We start from the raw sequence: 17,561 nt of genomic DNA on the forward strand, positions 1-17,561 counted from the left end.
TAAACACAGACTTCATTCTTGTTTATCTTTCCTCTTACTTATGTTTATCGCGGCTTCCACCAACCTCATAAGCTGAATCATCGAATCGATTTTTAAAACTCATCCATTAGGTTAACAAAGGATGAACTTGACCGCAACAAGCATCTAGCCTCATTTCTTCTCTTCTTCGTCGATGATACTTCTTAAGCTTTCAGCAACCGACTGAGGTACTCCCACACGCTGAATTTCTTCTACTGACGCCTCTTTTAATCGTTTAAGTGATCCAAATTCCTTTAATAGCAAGCGTTTGCGTTTCTCTCCAATTCCATCTACTTTGTCTAAAATAGATGTAAACATCGTCTTCTTACGAACATTACGATGAAAAGTGATCGCAAATCGATGCACTTCATCTTGAATTCTTTGTAATAAGTAAAATTCCTGACTAGTTTTTGAAAGACCGATTACTTGTGCTGGATCTCCTTTCATTAATTGAGAAGTTTTATGTTTCTCGTCCTTAACCAATCCACAAACCGGAATTGTTAAATTTAATTCGTCCTCTAATACACTTTGCGTCGCTGAAATCTGCCCTTTTCCACCATCAATGACAATCAAATCAGGTAAAGGTAATTCCTCTTTTAAAAGTCTAAGGTAACGGCGACGAACAACTTCTCTCATTGATTCATAATCATCCGGACCATAAACCGTTTTTATTTTATATTTTCGATAATTATTTTTGTCGGGTTTACCATCTACAAACGAAACCATCGCTGAGACCGGGTCAACCCCTTGAATATTTGAGTTATCAAAAGCTTCGATCCGATAAGGTGTATCAATATTCATCGCCTGGCCAAGTCTTTCAATCGCATGGATCGTTTTCTGCTCATTTCTTTCAATAAGATCAAATTTTTCTTTCAATGCTAACTCTGCATTTTTGGTTGCTAATTTAATCAACTCTTTCTTTTGTCCACGTTTAGGTTGCACAGCTTTCACTTCTAGAAACTGAGAAACAAGCTCAGGATCAATTCCTTCTGGTAGAAAAATTTCAGACGGTTTTTTATGTTGTTCTTCTAAATAAAACTGACCTAAGAACGTGTAAAAGTCATCCTCAGGATCTTTGTACGTTGGAAACAACGAAACGTCTCTTTCAATAACCTTTCCTTGTCTCACAAAAAATACTTGTACACACATCCAGCCTTTATCAACAAAGTATGAGAACACATCACGGTTAACTTGATCTGTGAGCGTCATCTTTTGTTTTTCCATCACTGCTTCAATATGAGCCACTTGGTCACGCAATTCTTTTGCACGTTCAAAATTAAGATCATCTGAAGCTTTAAACATTTTTTCGGTAAGATTTTTCTTTACTTCTTTATGACCACCGTTTAAAAATTTTGCTATTTCAGAAACCAACTCTTCATTCGTCTCTTTTGAGACTGGAAATTCACACGGTGCTAAACATTGCCCGATATGATAATATAAACAAACTCGATCGGGTAACGTACGACATTTGCGTAACGGATATAACCGATCAAGCAATTTTTTTGTTTCATTCGCTGCCTGTGCATTTGGGTAAGGCCCAAAATACTTGGCTCCATCTTTTTTAACTTTTCTTGTTGAAATTAATCGTGGGTGTTCTTCTTTTGTTATTTTTAAAAACGGATATGTTTTATCGTCCTTTAATAAAACGTTATACCGAGGTTCATATTTCTTGATTAGATTTTGTTCTAGTAAGAGAGCTTCCAAATTTGATGATGTGACAATATATTCGAAATCAACTATCTCACTAACAAGTCGTTGTGTTTTTTTATCATGAGATCCAGTAAAATAAGACCTAACTCTGTTTCTAAGCAGTTTTGCTTTGCCAGTATAAATGACTGTACCATGCTTGTTTTTCATTAAATAACAACCTGGTTGTGCAGGTACGAGTTGAATTTTTTCTTTAAGTTCTTCCATATTAGTTCCTGCTCCTTTAAAACTGATACTTCCATAATAGCATGGTATTTTTCATCGTTTCCAGTGAGAAGCATAAAATTTCTAAATCGAAAAAAACTGACTACCAATGAGGTAGTCAGTTTTATCTTACTTTATGCTTAAAGGTGCTTATTAATAGTTTCTGCTAGTGCTTCTTTTGGTTGGAATCCAACGATTTGATCAACAACTTCGCCATCTTTGAAAACTAGAAGTGTTGGAATACTCATTACTCCATACTTGCTTGCAGTTTCCTGATTTTCATCTACATCAAGTTTAACAATTTTCATTTTATCTCCCATGTCCCCATCTAACTCTTCAAGAACAGGTGCAATCATTTTACAAGGTCCACACCATGGTGCCCAAAAGTCTGCAAGAACGACCCCTTCAGTAGTTTCAGTTGAAAAGCTTTGGTCAGTTACATTTACAATTGCCATTATTAATTCCTCCTCATTATCTTTGAACGCATTTAATTTTTCTTCAGTTACCCTATCAGGTATTATACTAGCTCTTTTAAAGAAAAGGAAATCTTATGCTTAATACCTCATAGGCTAACCAAATTCTCTTTCACTAATCACATCATAACTAAATTATAAAAACTACGCAAAGTAAATGCTTATGCAACGATTACTTCGAGTATTTTCCTGATAGCTTGTCGATAATAATTCTAATATCAGCATAGAAGGAGATAAATTGTGCATAAACTTCTGTGATTTCAGCATAAAATTCCGACTTTTGTGCAAACAACGCACATTTTTCAGCATAAAACACAAAAATCGAGGTTATGGAAGAAATACTACTCCTCCCAAAACCTCTATCTAAATATTTAAACGAGTACTTTTTTAAATTCTGCTGTCAATTTTGGAATCACATCAAACAGGTCGCCTACAATCCCATAATCGGCAATTTGAAAAATTTCAGCTTCAGGATCCTTGTTAATTGCGACGATTACTTTTGAATTCGACATTCCTGCTACGTGTTGAATCGCTCCGCTTAAGCCGACAGCAATATACAAATCAGGTGTCACAACTTTACCTGTCTGACCAATTTGCAGCGCATAATCACAATATTCCGCATCACAAGCTCCCCGAGACGCCCCAACGGCCCCGTTTAGAACTTCCGCAAGTTCATCAAGAATTTTGAAATTTTCTTCCCCTTTCATCCCTCTTCCTCCTGCAACTATCACGGAAGCTTCAGATAAATCAACACCAGAAGCGGTATTTTTAACAACTTCTTTAATAATTGTTTGTAAATCTTTTATTTCTACATCTAGACTTTCAACTGTGCTGGAAAGTGATTCGTCTTTTTCCAAAGCAGCAATATTATTCGGTCGTAATGTCGCAAAAAGCAATCCATCACTTACAACCACTTTCTCAAACGCCTTGCCGGAGTATATAGGTCTAGTGAAAATTACTTCTTCACCAGCAACCTCCAAAGAAACAACATCAGATACTAATCCAGATTTCAATCGACTCGCAAGTTTAGGTGCCAAATCACGACCAATCGATGTATGACCCATTAGCAATCCGTCAGGTTTTTCTTGTTCAACAACGGAATGAAGGGCTTGTGTATATCCTTCAGGTGTATAGTGTGATAAATGATCATGTTCAACCGTTATCACACGATCAGCTCCAAAATGCACCATTTCCTTCGCATGTTCACTAACAGATTTACCAAGTAATACGCCAACAATTTCTCCACCATCAGCCATTTGTTTTGCTGCTGCAATAGCTTCGAAAGATATGTTTCTATATTCGCCATCTCTAATCTCGCTTACGACAAGTACTTTTTTAGACATATTGATCATCCCCCTTCTGTTATATCACTTTCGCGTCATTTTTCAATAAAGAAATCAATTCTGTTACTTGACTATCGAGGTCACCTTCTAGTATCTTTCCAGCTGCTTTTTCAGGCGGCAAATAGCGCTCAACTGTTTTCGTTTTTCCCTCTACGTCTTCTTCCTCTAAATCAAGATCATCTAAATCCAAAGTATCCAATGGCTTCTTTTTCGCTTTCATAATACCTGGTAATGAAGGGTATCTTGGCTCGTTTAAGCCTTGCTGAGCTGTAACCAATACTGGTAAGGAAACTTCAATATGTTCCTGATCCCCTTCAACATCACGTTCAATCTTCGCTTTTCCATCTTCAATTTCAATCTTAACGATTGAGGTTACATGACTAATACCTAGTTGCTCAGCTAATCTTGGACCAACCTGACCTGAACCACCATCAACCGCAATGTTTCCACCTAGAATAATATCTACTTCTTGGCCTTTGAAATAGGCAGCTAAAAGTGCCTCTATCGAATAAGGATCACTATTTTCTACCTCTTCATCTTCAATAAGAACTGCCTTGTCAGCACCCATTGCTAACCCTGTACGTATTTGCTTTTCGGCATCCTCATCTCCTACAGAAACGAGTGTTACTTCGCCACCATGTTCATCGCGCAATTTAATCGCTTCTTCAATCGCATACTCGTCGTATGGGTTAATAATGAATTCGGCTCCATCTTTAACAATCTCTCCATTTTCAATCTGAATCTTTTCTTCCGTATCAAATGTTCGTTTCATGATCACATAAATATTCATGTATGTCCCTCCTAATAATAATTTCATTATACGAAAACTTATAGAGCGCTTTCATAAACTTAAATAATTCGACATTTTCGTAGTTTTTTAATGATGATACCCGGTTACTATATAGTCCCCGGGTTTATATCTTTTTCTGAAAACTCAGCTAAACTTGATTACTTCCCGCGAGTCCTTTGAACAACATACGATGTATCGATTCAGCAAGAGGCGCTAATTCGTAACGGTGATCTTTCATAACCCAATTAGTGACCACTTCATCAATTGCTCCAAAAATGATTTGCCGAGCCATACGAAGATCTAAGTCTTCAGCAAATATTCCAGTCTCAATACCTTCCTTCAAAACCGAATCAATTAAACTTAAATATCCTTTTAATACTTCATTCACTTTGTGACGAAGAGATATATTTGATTGACGGAGCTCAAGCTGAGTGACGATTGCTAGATCATGATCCATTTCTAATTGCTTGAAATGCATTTCAATTAAAATCAATAATTTTCTTTCAGTTGATCGTTCATCAGTCAATTTATCTTTGATTATTTCTACAAAATTGCCCATCTTTTCTTCAAACAAAGAAATAAGAATATCCTCTTTATTTTTGAAGTATAAATAGATTGTTCCATCCGCTACTCCTGCTTCTTTTGCAATCTTAGACACTTGGGAATTGTGATACCCATTTTCTGCAATAACCTTCACTGCTGCATCGATAATTTGTTCGTACTTCTGCCCTCTTTTTTTTCCCATTCAATCACGTCCTCAATCATTTCCTAACTACAAGCTTTAATGAATGACCATTCATTCATAATTTCATTCTAGTTGATTATTCATCGTATGTCAATTGCCAAACATCACTTTCCTTAAAAGCTGATTAGTCTTCTACTATATTATTCCAAAATCAAACCTTAAGCAACTACTTTCGACCGCTACACTTCCTAACCCGATCAAAAAAGAACTTGACTGTAATGAATACAGTCAAGTTCTTAATAGTTATACTTGTGATTTGTTTTTATTAACTTGATATTTTCTCTTTTTGCTTCCCTCTTTCTTCATCTAACAATGCTCTTCTTAGGACTTTCCCTACCATCGTTTTTGGCAACTCTTCACGGAACTCATAAAAACGTGGTACTTTATAGGACGATAAGTGTTTTCGACAGAACTGATCCAGTTCTTTCTCTGTTACATTTTTGGCTTCTTTTAATACAATAAACGCTTTTACAGTTTCGCCTCTATATGGATCTGGTACACCTAATGCAACAACTTCTTGAATGGCGTCATGCTCGTATAAGATTTCTTCAATTTCTCTAGGATAAATATTAAATCCTCCTGCAATGATCATATCTTTTTTACGGTCAACAATATAGAAGAAACCTTCTTTGTCCATGTACCCCATATCTCCAGTAAGAAGCCAACCGTCATGGAAAATAGCACCCGTTTCTTCTGGACGATTCCAGTAACCTTTCATGACTTGCGGTCCACGAATCATTAATTCTCCAACTTCCCCTGGGATTGTCGGTTCTCCTGTTTCAGCAGATAAGATTGCTACATCAGTATCTGGCCAAGGTAAACCAATACTGCCTGATGGACGTTTCCCCCACATCAAATTAAAATGAGTGACAGGAGATGCTTCTGTTAATCCAAACCCTTCGGATAACTTTCCTCCAGTTAATTCCTCGAAACGTTGCTGCACTTCTACTGGTAATGGTGCAGACCCACTAATACATACTTCAATTGACGATAGATTGTATTTTTTTACATTCGGATCATTAATTAATCCGATATACATTGTCGGTGCACCAGGAAAGATCGTCACTTTCTGTTTTTCAATCGCTTGTAGTGTTTGTTTCGTATCAAATTTAGGTAATATCACCATTTTTGAACGATCCATTACCGAAAAATTCATACCAACTGTCATTCCATAGACATGAAAAAAAGGTAACGCACACAAGATCACTTCATTACCATGATCAATTTTATGCATCCATTTAATACACTGCGTCGTATTGGCAACTAAATTAAAATGCGTTAGCATGACTCCTTTTGCAACTCCAGTTGTGCCTCCTGTATATTGCAGCAAAGCTAAATCTTCTTTCACATTTACATCCTTTACAATTTCATCGATTGATGATGATTTAAGCAACTCTAGGAAAGAGTGTGTTTTGTTTCCATAGTTAATATCTACTGTTAGCCCTGTGTTTTTCTTTTGAATATATGGATAAATCACATTTTTCGGAAATGGTAAGTAATCTTTGATTTTGGTAACAATAACGTGCTCTATCTCTGTCTTTCCTTTTACATTCATAACACGTGGATAGACTAGATCAAGACAAATCATAATTTTTGCTCCTGAATCGACCATTTGATGTTCTAATTCCCGTTCTACATAAAGTGGGTTCGTTTGCACAACGACACCACCAGCCATGAGTATACCGTAGTAACTTATAACTGATTGCGGTGTATTCGCGAGCATTATCGCTACACGATCACCTTTTTTAACACCAAGATTGCGAAGCGCATTCGCAAAACGAAGCGAAGATTGATAGACTTCCTTAAAGGTCATTTCTTTCCCCATGAAATGAAGCAAAGTCTTCGTTGGTTCTTCCTCCGAGCCTTCACGCAAGTAATCTTGAAGCGATTTTTCATCATATTCAATATGTTTAGGAATGTCCTCTGGATAATGAGTAAGCCATGGTCGTTGCAATTCTGCATCCATGTGTAAGTCCTCCTTTAATTCTCCTCTCAGATAAGACATTCTTTCTTCTCTTACCTTTCATTATAATGAAATCGGTTACAAATGTGAAGAGTTTGTGAAAATTTAGTGACAAAGTATTAGTGCAACGCTGAAAAATGTTGAAAGCTTAAATCATAGAAACAGCATCTATTTAAAAAAATAGATGCTGCTTCTATCATTCTTTATTCATTGTTAGCTGTTTTTTGCTTTTCTTCTTCCACAAGAACTCTTCGTAAAACTTTCCCCACCATCGTTTTTGGTAGTTCTTCTCTAAACTCGTAGAATTTTGGAATTTTAAATGGTGCTAAATGCTTACGAGTGAACTCATCTAAATCTTCTTCAGAAATCGTTTTCCCTTCTTTTGGCACGATAAACGCTTTTACCGTCTCCCCACGATAAGGATCAGGAACACCTATCACACACGCTTCCTGAACATTTTCATGCTCAAAAAGAATTTCTTCGATTTCTCTAGGATATATATTGAATCCACCAGCAATAATCATGTCTTTTTTTCGGTCAACAATGTAGAAGAATCCTTCTTCATCCATGTAACCCATGTCACCAGACAAAAACCAACCATCTCTAAAAGATGCTAGTGTTGCTTCTGGTTGGTTCCAGTATCCCTTCATGACTTGTGGGCCCTTTATAATAATTTCCCCCACTTCCTTCGGTTTTGCTTTTTCACCTGTTTCAGCAGATAATACAGAAACATCTGTATCCGGCCAAGGCAAACCGATGGATCCTTGCTTACGTTTCCCCCATATCATATTTGCAACAGCTACCGGAGAAGTTTCCGTTAACCCATACCCTTCGACCAAACTACCATTTGTTGCTTCTTCAAAATTTGTTTGTACTTCAGCTGGTAGTGCTGCTGATCCACTAATACATGCTTTAATGGAAGATAAGTCATATTTTTTTATATCTGGATGATTCAATAGACCAATATACATCGTAGGAGCGCCAGGGTATAGCGTCGCTTTTTGCTTCTCAATCGCTTTTAATATTGCTGTTGGATCAAATTTTGGAATAATAATCATTTTGAATCCCATTCGAATCGCTAAGTTCATCACCGTTGTCATTCCGTACACATGAAAGAATGGTAATGCCGCAATAATCACCTCTTCCCCAGGGACCATCTTGTACATCCACTCTTCACATTGCTGCGTATTCACTACTAAGTTATAATGCGTCAACATGACTCCTTTAGCTGGACCTGTTGTTCCACCTGTGTATTGCAACAGTGCTAGATCATTTTTAGGATCAATTTCTAACGGAATTTCCTTCGTTGAACCATTGTTTAGAGTATCAACGAACGAATGCACTTGATCATTATAACTAATATCTACTTTAATACCGGTGTTCTTTTTTTGAATGAAAGGATAAATCAGGTTTTTTGGGAAAGGTAAATAATCTTTTATTCCCGTCACAATAATATGCTTTAACTCCGTACGAGCCTTCACACTAGCAACTCGCCGATACACTAAATCCAGACAGATCATCACTTTCGCACCTGAGTCATTCATCTGATGCTCAATCTCCCGTTCAACATAAAGAGGATTAGTCTGAACAACAATTGCTCCTGCCATCAATGCACCGTAATATGAAATAACAGCTTGCGGTGTATTAGCTAGCATGATTGCTACACGGTCTCCTTGTTTAATCCCAAGAGCCTTTAACTGATTTGCCAACTTCAACGAAGAATCATAAACTTCCTGATACGTCATTTCTTTTCCCATAAAATGAAAAGCAACTTTCTCTGGATAACGTTCAGATGCTCTTTTCAAATAACTTTGAAGTGTTGTCTCCTCATAGTCTATCGATGTGGGGATCTCTTCTGGATAATGCTGAAACCATGGCTTTTCTGTTAGTGTTGTCATTGCAAAACCTCCAATTTATTATATCCTCTCCTTCTAATAGATGTTGGCCAATGAAAAGTGATCTGAACAAAAGTTCAATTCCGTTATCCTTTTCATCAACGGGCATTCTCTTCTCTTAATACCATTGTAATGAAAACGCATACAAATTAATACTGTTTTGTGACAATTTTTCGAATTATTTTATTTAGAATTGTAAATTTGGATTATTTACGGTACGAGATGGTCATATTGTGGTACTCGAACCCGCTACAGGCGGACGCTTTCCGCGGGCAACGCTTCAGCCTCCTCGGGAAACCCACCCTAGGGGGTCTTGGTCTTCAGCTGTTGCTTTTCCCGCAGGAGTCGCCGCCTTTCTCATCTCGAGTATGTCGAATAAACAAAATGCATTCGTAAAAATCCTGTTTAATGATTTGTTTAGACATAAAAAAAGACCCGTACTTGTAGCTATACTGAGCCCAACCAAAGGTTGCTGAATTCTTCCCCCAAATACATTGACCGAACTGTAATATTAATTTTATTGATGACGTCTTCAAATTCCCTTTGATAAGAGGTTCATGAAATACGTAAATTGTAAGTTAAGTCAATGGTGGTAGCGGACTAACGAAGTTGCACTGTCTAAGGAAAGTAGAGTAGCCCTTTTACTGTGCGACAAATTGTTTGTCAAAGTTTCTTATTTTGTATTTTACTGATAGTTAACTGCATTCAATGAATTACAGACTGTTTATCACTTCATACCTTCTGGATAGTCAATGATATAAAAGCATAGTTTTTGGGTCGAAAATTTATTCTACAAATTTGATTGATTTTCAATATGATCAGCCCTCCACAAACGGGGTAGATTATTGCAGATTACAGTAATTTTTAATCAAAAAATCACTACAAATAAAAGTGGTAATTGGAAAATTTATGTTAACATGATACTACAAAATATAAGAGTATGTGAAATATATCACTTCAACTAAAGCACCTTTAGTTGAATAAGAGTTTTCATATATAAATCTAGACCTAATTGAACAGTTGATTCACAAACAGATAATAGTAATAAGCGGAGGTGATTAATTGATTATTTTTTTCAAGATACTTCTTGTCGTTTTTGTTGTTACGGCAAACCTTATCGGGTTTCTCGTTTTCAAAAAGAGTAAAAACCTATACTTAGCAGCATTGGCTATCTTGGTGCTAGCTGGAGTATTTGGACTAATTACGTCTATTGTGGTTTTATCGATTTCGAAAGATGCCTGGGCGGCAATTTCAGGTTTAAACCTTGCTCTCTTTTTATTTTATAACAGTATGTTCGTCTTACTTTTCGCCATTGTAGTGTCGACAATTAAAAAAATCAAAAAGTTCTTTCAGGAGCCAGAGCAATGGTAGAAATCACGACAGTGAAATTGACGGTCTTCTCTTATGGTGCTAAAGGGGGGCAATATTTGAAGAAGCCTTTGGTGCTGTTGCGGAACTAAAGAGGAGCTTATTTGAAGAAGCTAGGTGCCTGTTAGTACCTAATTCCTATCGATTATATCTTAAACAATCAGGCGCAATTCTTTAATAAGAAGGGGGTTAGAATATTGAACAAAACAATGTTAATTGTCGTAAATGTGATTACTGGACTATTTGTTACAATTTCTAGTGTTCTTGGATATGGCTTTAGTGGGATTGGGGAAGGTTCCACCAATGACCTCACAATCCTTATTTGGTTGTTTATTTGGATAATCGGTTTATTTTTACAATTCAAACTAAAAACTAGGGTAATAGGATTAATTATTACTCTCATACCAGTTGCATACTTCCTTTACGTTTATATTGCCGCTGTAATGATGTAATTAATTTTGTGAATAATTGTACTTAAGCTAAGCTCTCCTTTAGTTTAACAAGACATATTAATTACTATTAAAAGTTCAAAGGGGGAGGAACATTTGAAAAGAATTATATTGTTTTTTATGTGAGTCAATTTCATAATTCAGAGCCCTTGTGGCCCAAGAGATTTAAGAAACAAAAAAAGGAGTACCTCCCCAACTGTCGAATTTAGTAAGTAGCGAACAAACTAATTTGACTGGAGGGAAGACTCCTATGTCCATTTTACGACAAGAGAGCCTACTAAGTATAGATGTTTTATACGATTTAGAACCTACCCAACGTTACGATGAGTTATTTTCAACACTGACCACCGGTCCTATTGTACTCATGGTGCTCAAAAAATCACGTTTGGGTCGCCCTGTAAAGCTGAATTATCCAGCGATGATCCAATCGTTGATCATTCGTTATGTGGAAAGAATTAGTGAAGTAAAACTCTTAGTTAAACGCCTGAAAGATGACATTCAGTTTAAAAGAGATTGCGGATTTGGTGTGGCAGACGCAATTCCTTCGGAAGCTTCTTACTCCCGCATGGTAAGTGAGATTAAAGCTTCTTCTGTACTGAAAGATATCAACCATCAACTCGTCCATGAAGCTATAGATGATGGGTATATTTCGGACTTCAATGTGGCCATTGATGCGACACATATCGAAGCGAAAGATAAAGCCCCTTCCAAAGAAAAGAAAGATGATACACCGAAACCCGAGCCGAAAAAACGCGGCCGTAAAAACAAGGAAGAACAATCGGCATGGCTCAAAGAAAAAGAAGAATTTGAAGCTTCTCTTCCGGTTTATAAAAAGAAAATCGAAGATCAATTGGACATACCTTTTGAGAACCTTGAAGATGAGATCCCTCTCGGTCCAGAATGGGGCATCAAAAAGAACAGTGACGGTAAAAATGTTTTTTGGTATGGCTTCAAGGGTCATATCGCCGTTGAAACAAAGAGTCAATTTATTCTCGAATCTCTCATGTCTAGCGGTAACTTAAATGATGGTAAAGCTGCGATTCCGTTATTAAAGGGCATTCAAACGCATTTTCCTCATTTTCAGATGAAACACGTGACGATGGATGCTGGCTATGATTATCCAGCTATCTATGAACAGGTTCATCGGATGAAAGGCTATTCGATTATAGCTTATAATAAGCGGAATGAACCGGAGCCACTTGGCTTTGATAAACACTTTGCCCCAACCTGTGTGAGAGAACATTCTTACCGATATGACAGCTTTGATAAGAAGTACCAAACATTAAAATTTACCCAACCAAAAGAATGTGGAGAGTGTCCACTCGCTCATGACTCGCTATGTCAAAAGGTCTTTAAGATAAAAATGGATACAGACTTGCGGAAATATAGTGCTCCAGCAAGAGGTACTGAATCATGGAAGACGATCTATAAAGAACGAAGTTCCTCTGAACGAGTGATTGCGTATCTAAAAGAACAATTTCAACTAAACAATATACGATACCGAACAGGAGAAAGAGCGAAAGTTCATTTTGACTTTACTACACTTGTTTACAATGCCATGAAACTCGCAGGATTACGACTGAAAACAAAGAGAAGCCAAGGACAGAAAGCTGCTTAAAGGTATACAAAATTTTTGATCGTTGATGTTGAAAATCTGTGAGACGCCTGCAGGAAAAGCAATAGCTGAAGATCCATCGGGGCGGTTTCCCCCGATTAGCTGAAGCATTGCCTGCGGCAAGCGAGCAAGTTTTCAACTATCAACACTAGCTTTTAAAGTGACGATTTTTTAAAAGAGTACTTTTGATATTCTGCGCTTCTGACTTTATTCAGAAAATGCATTATGAAATTGACTCATGTTATTCATATTTACAGTTACCACGTCTGTTCAAGCACTAAGTTGGGCTTATTCATTTGTTGTCTGGAATGGGAATGTTTATGAAGTTAAAGAAGAAAAAGTATTAGAAAGTGATATTGGAAAGGAAATAGGTGAAGTAAAAACAAAACCCAATGATATGACTGGAGATTATTACGGAAATGCTTCAAATGCTTATCCTAAAGGTACGAAGTATTTTGAAATAAATAATATATCAACTGAAAATGCAATATCTGTTGAAGTTGGAGACAACGAATGGCAAAAAGCTGTATATGTCCATCAGGCACCTTTTCATTGGATGGACATATTCACAAAAATCCTACCCATTTTTATTTTAATAGGAATAGTCATTTTCATTTTAGTACGTTTTAAAAAACGACAGAATAAGTAAATATAAAATAAGAATTTTTTCATTAACGGAGATCATTACTGAAACAGAGCAATAGTACTTTTTTAGTTCACAAAATTATTAAGGAGGGGGTTTAATGTTAGGAGTAAATAAAGGAGAAGTTAAATTGGTAACTCATTCGCCAAAATGGGATGAACTATTTGCCGAAGAGAAAGAAATGTTACAATCCATCCTTGGAGAAAACATAAAGGATATTCAACATTTTGGAAGTACAACTATTGAAGAAATTAATGCAAAACCTATCATCGACATGCTCGTTGGAGTGGATTCTTTAGATAAAGTTGATATTCGATAAAAAGAGATTGAAAGAAAATGGATATTATCATTTATCGAAAGTACGTCTTGAAGGAAAAGTAGTTTTTGCTAAATTCTCTCACTTAGAAAACCAAACTAAGACACATATCATGCACATAGTTGAACATAACGGTATTTGGTGGAAAGAGCATGTTTTTTTAGAGATTATCTGAATGAGAATCGTAAAAAGCAAGAGAATATGAAGCATTAAAAAAGAGGTTGGCATTAAAATATCCTAATGAAGAACGTTTATATACAGATGAAAAAAAGAAGTTTGTTGATGAGGTACTAAGTAATTTATAGAGATTCTTCTTTAGTAAAAATAATCGCTTCTTAGACTAAATACGCAGAGTTAGCTCAAAATTGAAATAGACTTTTGGATAATTATATTAAAATAATAAGAAAAAATTTTAGATTTCTTATGGAGGTATATTTATGGAAATAGATAAAAGGATATTTGGTTTCTTTTTTTATTTTTGCGTTTTATTGTATGGACTTCTGTATCTTGGTTACATCCTTATTATTAATTATGCTTATTCTACATATAGTGTAGTAAGTATTTCTGCTATTTTATTACCTTTTATTTTATTACTATTAATAATGTTAGTTTTAAGGAAAATTCCACATATTAGAAATAAAAGAAGTGCGAGAAAAAAACTCAAATTCTTACCTGCTATTGGTGCTATCCCTGTTTTAATATGTATGATTTTACTAAGTGTAAATGAATATAAGACGAATTTCACGACTGAAAAGTGGATTAATAATACGTCTGAAAGAGTGCACATAGTTGATAATTTATTAAATACGTATGACCTAAAAGAAAAGTCCCAAAGTGAAATAGTGACTCTATTAGGACCTCCAACTGAAACAGAATATTTTAAAAGTGAAAATAATATTGTTTATTATCTTGGAAATGAAAGAGGGATTATCTCTATTGATAGTGAATGGTTAGTAATTGAATTTGACGGCAACGAAACAGTAAAAAATTATGATGTTCTTACAGATTAGTTAAGCTAATATTATTTGATATTCAAACTAACAGGATGCTTAGTTGAACACTCTTGCCGTCTCCCTCCCCTCCATCCCCACCAACAAAAAAACTGCCCCTCATTAGAAAGGCAGTTTTGTATTTCATCATGTAAAGAAAACTAAATAGACGACTCCAGCGACCATAAATACGCCGCACAATACAATAAGTACTTTCCAAAGTGTCTCCATCACTCGATAACCCCTTTATCCAATACTTGCTCCAATAACATAAGATAAGGCTACTGATAATACAAAAGACAGCAGACCTACCGCTTTGTTATTTTTCATTAATTCTTCGTCCACCTTAAACCTTGGTGTGAGAAATTCAAAAATGAAATAGACAAATAATAGCAATACAAATCCATATGCACCCCAGCCAAGCATCGCTAAGACAGAGTCATTTACCATAATTGAATGGCGGAAAACATTGGCAACCCCGAAAATTTTACCGGCTGTTGCCAACGCTACTGCTATGTTACCCTTTTCTATTTCGTTCCATGTCCCGTATTTGGTGACCCATTCGAAAATAGCTAAAGCAATGATGATGCTTATGACAACAATGCTATACACACCAGCTGTGTAGACATATTCATGACTGAAAAAAGCTTCCATATAAAAGTCCCCCTGATTTATTTAAGCGAAACAATTGTAACGCCGGACCCACCTTCTCCTTGGGTTCCCACTCGAGTTTCTTGGACGTTGCTATGCTTTTTCAACAATTCTTGAACACCTTTTCTTAATGCACCCGTTCCTTTTCCATGAATAATCGACACTTGGTGATAACCTGCTAAGACAGCATCATCTAAATATTTCTCCACATCCATCATCGCACTTTCATATCTTTCCCCACGAAGATCTAATTCCGTTTTCACGTGAGCATCTCTGCCACGAACCGTTGTAAGAGGTTTTTCTGTAATAGCTTTCGGTCTATTAATGTACAGAAGATCGTTCTTACTTACTTTCATCTTCATCATACCAAGTTGCACATAATACTCTTTGTCACTAATTTTATCCACAATATGACCCTTTTGATCGAAACTAATCACTTTCACTTCATCTCCTGGTATTAGCTTATCTACGTTAGGCTTAGATAATCTAGGAGATGATTTCTTTTTCCCTGTTGCGAGAGACGGTTGCGATTGTTCCAACCTTTTTTTCGCATCGATCAGCTCATGATCTTTAACAGCAGGGTTATTTTTTTGGATCTCGCGTAATTCAGCAATAATCTTTTCTGCTTCAGCTGTCGCTTTTTTCACAGATTGAGCTGCGCGATCTTCGGCAGACTGCAATACCTTTTGCTTTTCTTTCTCTAGGTTTTCCATTTCTTTAACTAATTCTTGATGGATTTGCTCTGCTTCTTTTCGAAGCGCATCGGTGTCAGCCAAGTCTTCTTCAGCTTTTTTCCGGCTATCTTCTAGAGATGTGATCATTTTTTCCATCTTATTTGAATCTTCAGTGACATGGCTTTTGGCTTCTTCAATAATGCGATCGCTTAAACCGAGACGACGACTTATCGCAAAGGCATTACTTCGACCAGGTATCCCCATTAGTAGTCGATAAGTTGGTCGCAACGTTTCCACATCGAATTCTACACTCGCATTGATAACACCTTCCCGGTTATATGCAAAGCCTTTAAGCTCGCTATAGTGAGTCGTAGCGATCACTCTCGCCCCTACATGGTAAACATGATCAAGAATTGAAATCGCTAACGCAGCACCCTCTGTAGGGTCTGTCCCTGCACCAAGCTCATCAAACAACACGAGCGACTGGAAGTCTACTTCTTCCATAATCTGAACAATATTTGTCATATGGGAAGAAAAGGTACTTAAGCTTTGCTCAATCGACTGTTCGTCGCCGATATCTGCAAAGATTTTTTGAAAGACAGCCGCTGTTGATCCTTCTTCACATGGAATATGTAATCCTGATTGTGTCATGAGCGTCAATAATCCTACCGTTTTTAGGGTAACTGTTTTCCCACCAGTGTTCGGACCTGTGATGACGAGAGAAGAGAACTCTCCGCCAAGCTCTACATCAATCGGTACAATTTCCTCTTCAGGAATCAATGGATGTCGTGCTTTTTTCATTTTGATTAAGCCCTCTTCATTGAGATTAGGTTGAGATCCGCGGATCGCTTGACTGTAAAGAGCCTTGGCAAAAATAAAGTCGACCTCTGTCATAATTTCAATAATGATTGCTAATTCTTCAACCTCAACGCTAACAAGCGCTGATAACTCCTGCAAAATGCGCTGAATTTCCTGTTTTTCTTGTACCTTTGCTTCTCGTAATTGATTATTTATTTGAACCACAGCTTCTGGTTCTATAAACAAAGTCGCACCAGAAGCAGATTGATCATGAACCATTCCGCCAAACTGCCCGCGATACTCAGCCTTAACCGGAATGACATAACGATCATTTCGTATCGTAATAATGGCATCTGAGAGCATTTTACTTCCACTTGACGAACGGGTGATATTCTCAAGTTTAGAACGAATCCCCGATTCGTGTGAACGAATTTGCTGGCGAATTGACCTTAGCTCACTGCTCGCTGAATCTAATACGCCACCATTTTCATCAATCGCCTGGTTGATTTCTTCCTCTAAACTCTGCAAAGAAACCATCTGACTTGTTAAGTCTGGAAGAATAGTTAATTCAATCTCATCCTCAACCATTCTTTCAACAAACGATTTGAAGCGGCGACTCCCATGAAGCGTCGATGAAATATCTAACAACTCCATTTCATTTAAAATACCGCCTATTTCCGCTCGTTTGATTGCCGGGCGAATATCGCGTAAGCCACCTAAAGGAGCCCTGCCTTTTAATCTAATGACTTTAGCGCCTTCAAATGTCCGTTCTTGTGCATCCTTTATTTGATTGATATCAAACGATGGCATTAACTCTTTCACTCGCTGTTTCCCTAATGAGGAACTGGCAAATGAAATCAGCTTTTCCTTCATCTTGCTATATTCTAATATGCGACAAACCCTTTCGATCACAAGGGTCA

Annotated in this window: 16 protein-coding genes; 7 read left to right on the plus strand and 9 right to left on the minus strand. The window is 36.8% G+C overall.

Going from position 1 to position 17,561, the window contains the following annotated elements:
- Positions 1-150: 150 nt before the first annotated feature.
- The 7 genes from uvrC to ACM26V_RS10840 all read right to left on the minus strand — a co-directional run bounded on the left by uvrC (position 151) and on the right by ACM26V_RS10840 (position 9,141).
- On the minus strand, positions 151-1,932 hold the full coding sequence (gene uvrC, locus ACM26V_RS10810) for an excinuclease ABC subunit UvrC (protein WP_416151427.1): 1,782 nt from the start codon (positions 1,930-1,932) through the stop codon (positions 151-153).
- A 137-nt stretch (positions 1,933-2,069) separates the two neighbouring features.
- The gene (gene trxA / locus ACM26V_RS10815) at positions 2,070-2,384 is read right to left on the minus strand and encodes a thioredoxin (protein ID WP_416151428.1); all 315 of its coding nucleotides are present in this window, start codon (positions 2,382-2,384) and stop codon (positions 2,070-2,072) included.
- A 389-nt stretch (positions 2,385-2,773) separates the two neighbouring features.
- The gene (locus ACM26V_RS10820) at positions 2,774-3,745 is read right to left on the minus strand and encodes an electron transfer flavoprotein subunit alpha/FixB family protein (protein WP_416151429.1); all 972 of its coding nucleotides are present in this window, start codon (positions 3,743-3,745) and stop codon (positions 2,774-2,776) included.
- Between the two features lie 19 nt (positions 3,746-3,764).
- Positions 3,765-4,535, minus strand: a complete 771-nt coding sequence (locus ACM26V_RS10825; protein ID WP_416151430.1) for an electron transfer flavoprotein subunit beta/FixA family protein — start codon at positions 4,533-4,535, stop codon at positions 3,765-3,767.
- Between the two features lie 148 nt (positions 4,536-4,683).
- A complete protein-coding gene (locus ACM26V_RS10830) occupies positions 4,684-5,280 on the minus strand; it encodes a TetR/AcrR family transcriptional regulator (protein ID WP_416151431.1) in 597 nt (198 codons plus the stop codon).
- 265 nt (positions 5,281-5,545) lie between these two features.
- A complete protein-coding gene (locus ACM26V_RS10835; RefSeq protein ID WP_416151432.1) occupies positions 5,546-7,246 on the minus strand; it encodes an AMP-binding protein in 1,701 nt (566 codons plus the stop codon).
- A gap of 200 nt (positions 7,247-7,446) precedes the next feature.
- Positions 7,447-9,141 (minus strand): long-chain-fatty-acid--CoA ligase, encoded by a 1,695-nt coding sequence (locus ACM26V_RS10840; protein ID WP_416151433.1) that lies wholly within the window; start codon positions 9,139-9,141, stop codon positions 7,447-7,449.
- A 1,059-nt stretch (positions 9,142-10,200) separates the two neighbouring features.
- Between ACM26V_RS10840 and ACM26V_RS10845 the strand changes: the two genes are divergently transcribed.
- The 7 genes from ACM26V_RS10845 to ACM26V_RS10875 all read left to right on the plus strand — a co-directional run bounded on the left by ACM26V_RS10845 (position 10,201) and on the right by ACM26V_RS10875 (position 14,539).
- Entirely contained in the window at positions 10,201-10,509 is a 309-nt protein-coding gene (locus ACM26V_RS10845) for a 3-isopropylmalate dehydrogenase (protein WP_416151434.1), read from the plus strand.
- A gap of 194 nt (positions 10,510-10,703) precedes the next feature.
- Positions 10,704-10,958 (plus strand): hypothetical protein, encoded by a 255-nt coding sequence (locus tag ACM26V_RS10850; RefSeq protein ID WP_416151435.1) that lies wholly within the window; start codon positions 10,704-10,706, stop codon positions 10,956-10,958.
- Between the two features lie 247 nt (positions 10,959-11,205).
- On the plus strand, positions 11,206-12,573 hold the full coding sequence (locus ACM26V_RS10855) for a transposase (protein WP_416151436.1): 1,368 nt from the start codon (positions 11,206-11,208) through the stop codon (positions 12,571-12,573).
- Positions 12,574-12,808: 235 nt separating this feature from the next.
- Positions 12,809-13,219, plus strand: coding sequence for a hypothetical protein (locus ACM26V_RS10860; RefSeq protein WP_416151437.1), 411 nt, complete (start codon positions 12,809-12,811; stop codon positions 13,217-13,219).
- A 94-nt stretch (positions 13,220-13,313) separates the two neighbouring features.
- On the plus strand, positions 13,314-13,532 hold the full coding sequence (locus tag ACM26V_RS10865) for a GrpB family protein (RefSeq protein WP_416151438.1): 219 nt from the start codon (positions 13,314-13,316) through the stop codon (positions 13,530-13,532).
- A 218-nt stretch (positions 13,533-13,750) separates the two neighbouring features.
- Complete coding sequence (locus ACM26V_RS10870; protein ID WP_416151849.1) at positions 13,751-13,834, plus strand: hypothetical protein; 84 nt, start codon at positions 13,751-13,753, stop codon at positions 13,832-13,834.
- Positions 13,835-13,966: 132 nt separating this feature from the next.
- Positions 13,967-14,539: a hypothetical protein gene (locus ACM26V_RS10875; protein ID WP_416151440.1), complete on the plus strand. Its 573-nt coding sequence runs from the start codon at positions 13,967-13,969 to the stop codon at positions 14,537-14,539.
- 225 nt (positions 14,540-14,764) lie between these two features.
- On the opposite strand, the gene ACM26V_RS10880 is transcribed toward ACM26V_RS10875, so the two are convergent.
- The gene (locus ACM26V_RS10880) at positions 14,765-15,172 is read right to left on the minus strand and encodes a DUF350 domain-containing protein (protein WP_416151441.1); all 408 of its coding nucleotides are present in this window, start codon (positions 15,170-15,172) and stop codon (positions 14,765-14,767) included.
- 17 nt (positions 15,173-15,189) lie between these two features.
- The gene (locus tag ACM26V_RS10885; RefSeq protein ID WP_416151442.1) at positions 15,190-17,553 is read right to left on the minus strand and encodes an endonuclease MutS2; all 2,364 of its coding nucleotides are present in this window, start codon (positions 17,551-17,553) and stop codon (positions 15,190-15,192) included.
- Positions 17,554-17,561 lie beyond the last annotated feature (8 nt).

The organism is Salipaludibacillus sp. HK11 (assembly GCF_047795645.1).
GTDB lineage: Bacteria > Bacillota > Bacilli > Bacillales > Salisediminibacteriaceae > Salipaludibacillus.

Bases quoted from the DNA above. Each gene is read 5' to 3' on its own strand.
- uvrC (WP_416151427.1), bottom strand. From the start codon at position 1,932: ATGGAAGAACTTAAAGAAAAAATTCAACTCGTACCTGCACAACCAGGT.
- trxA (WP_416151428.1), bottom strand. From the start codon at position 2,384: ATGGCAATTGTAAATGTAACTGACCAAAGCTTTTCAACTGAAACTACT.
- ACM26V_RS10820 (WP_416151429.1), bottom strand. From the start codon at position 3,745: ATGTCTAAAAAAGTACTTGTCGTAAGCGAGATTAGAGATGGCGAATAT.
- ACM26V_RS10825 (WP_416151430.1), bottom strand. From the start codon at position 4,535: ATGAATATTTATGTGATCATGAAACGAACATTTGATACGGAAGAAAAG.
- ACM26V_RS10830 (WP_416151431.1), bottom strand. From the start codon at position 5,280: ATGGGAAAAAAAAGAGGGCAGAAGTACGAACAAATTATCGATGCAGCA.
- ACM26V_RS10835 (WP_416151432.1), bottom strand. From the start codon at position 7,246: ATGGATGCAGAATTGCAACGACCATGGCTTACTCATTATCCAGAGGAC.
- ACM26V_RS10840 (WP_416151433.1), bottom strand. From the start codon at position 9,141: ATGACAACACTAACAGAAAAGCCATGGTTTCAGCATTATCCAGAAGAG.
- ACM26V_RS10855 (WP_416151436.1), top strand. From the start codon at position 11,206: ATGTCCATTTTACGACAAGAGAGCCTACTAAGTATAGATGTTTTATAC.
- ACM26V_RS10860 (WP_416151437.1), top strand. From the start codon at position 12,809: ATGTTATTCATATTTACAGTTACCACGTCTGTTCAAGCACTAAGTTGG.
- ACM26V_RS10865 (WP_416151438.1), top strand. From the start codon at position 13,314: ATGTTAGGAGTAAATAAAGGAGAAGTTAAATTGGTAACTCATTCGCCA.
- ACM26V_RS10875 (WP_416151440.1), top strand. From the start codon at position 13,967: ATGGAAATAGATAAAAGGATATTTGGTTTCTTTTTTTATTTTTGCGTT.
- ACM26V_RS10880 (WP_416151441.1), bottom strand. From the start codon at position 15,172: ATGGAAGCTTTTTTCAGTCATGAATATGTCTACACAGCTGGTGTGTAT.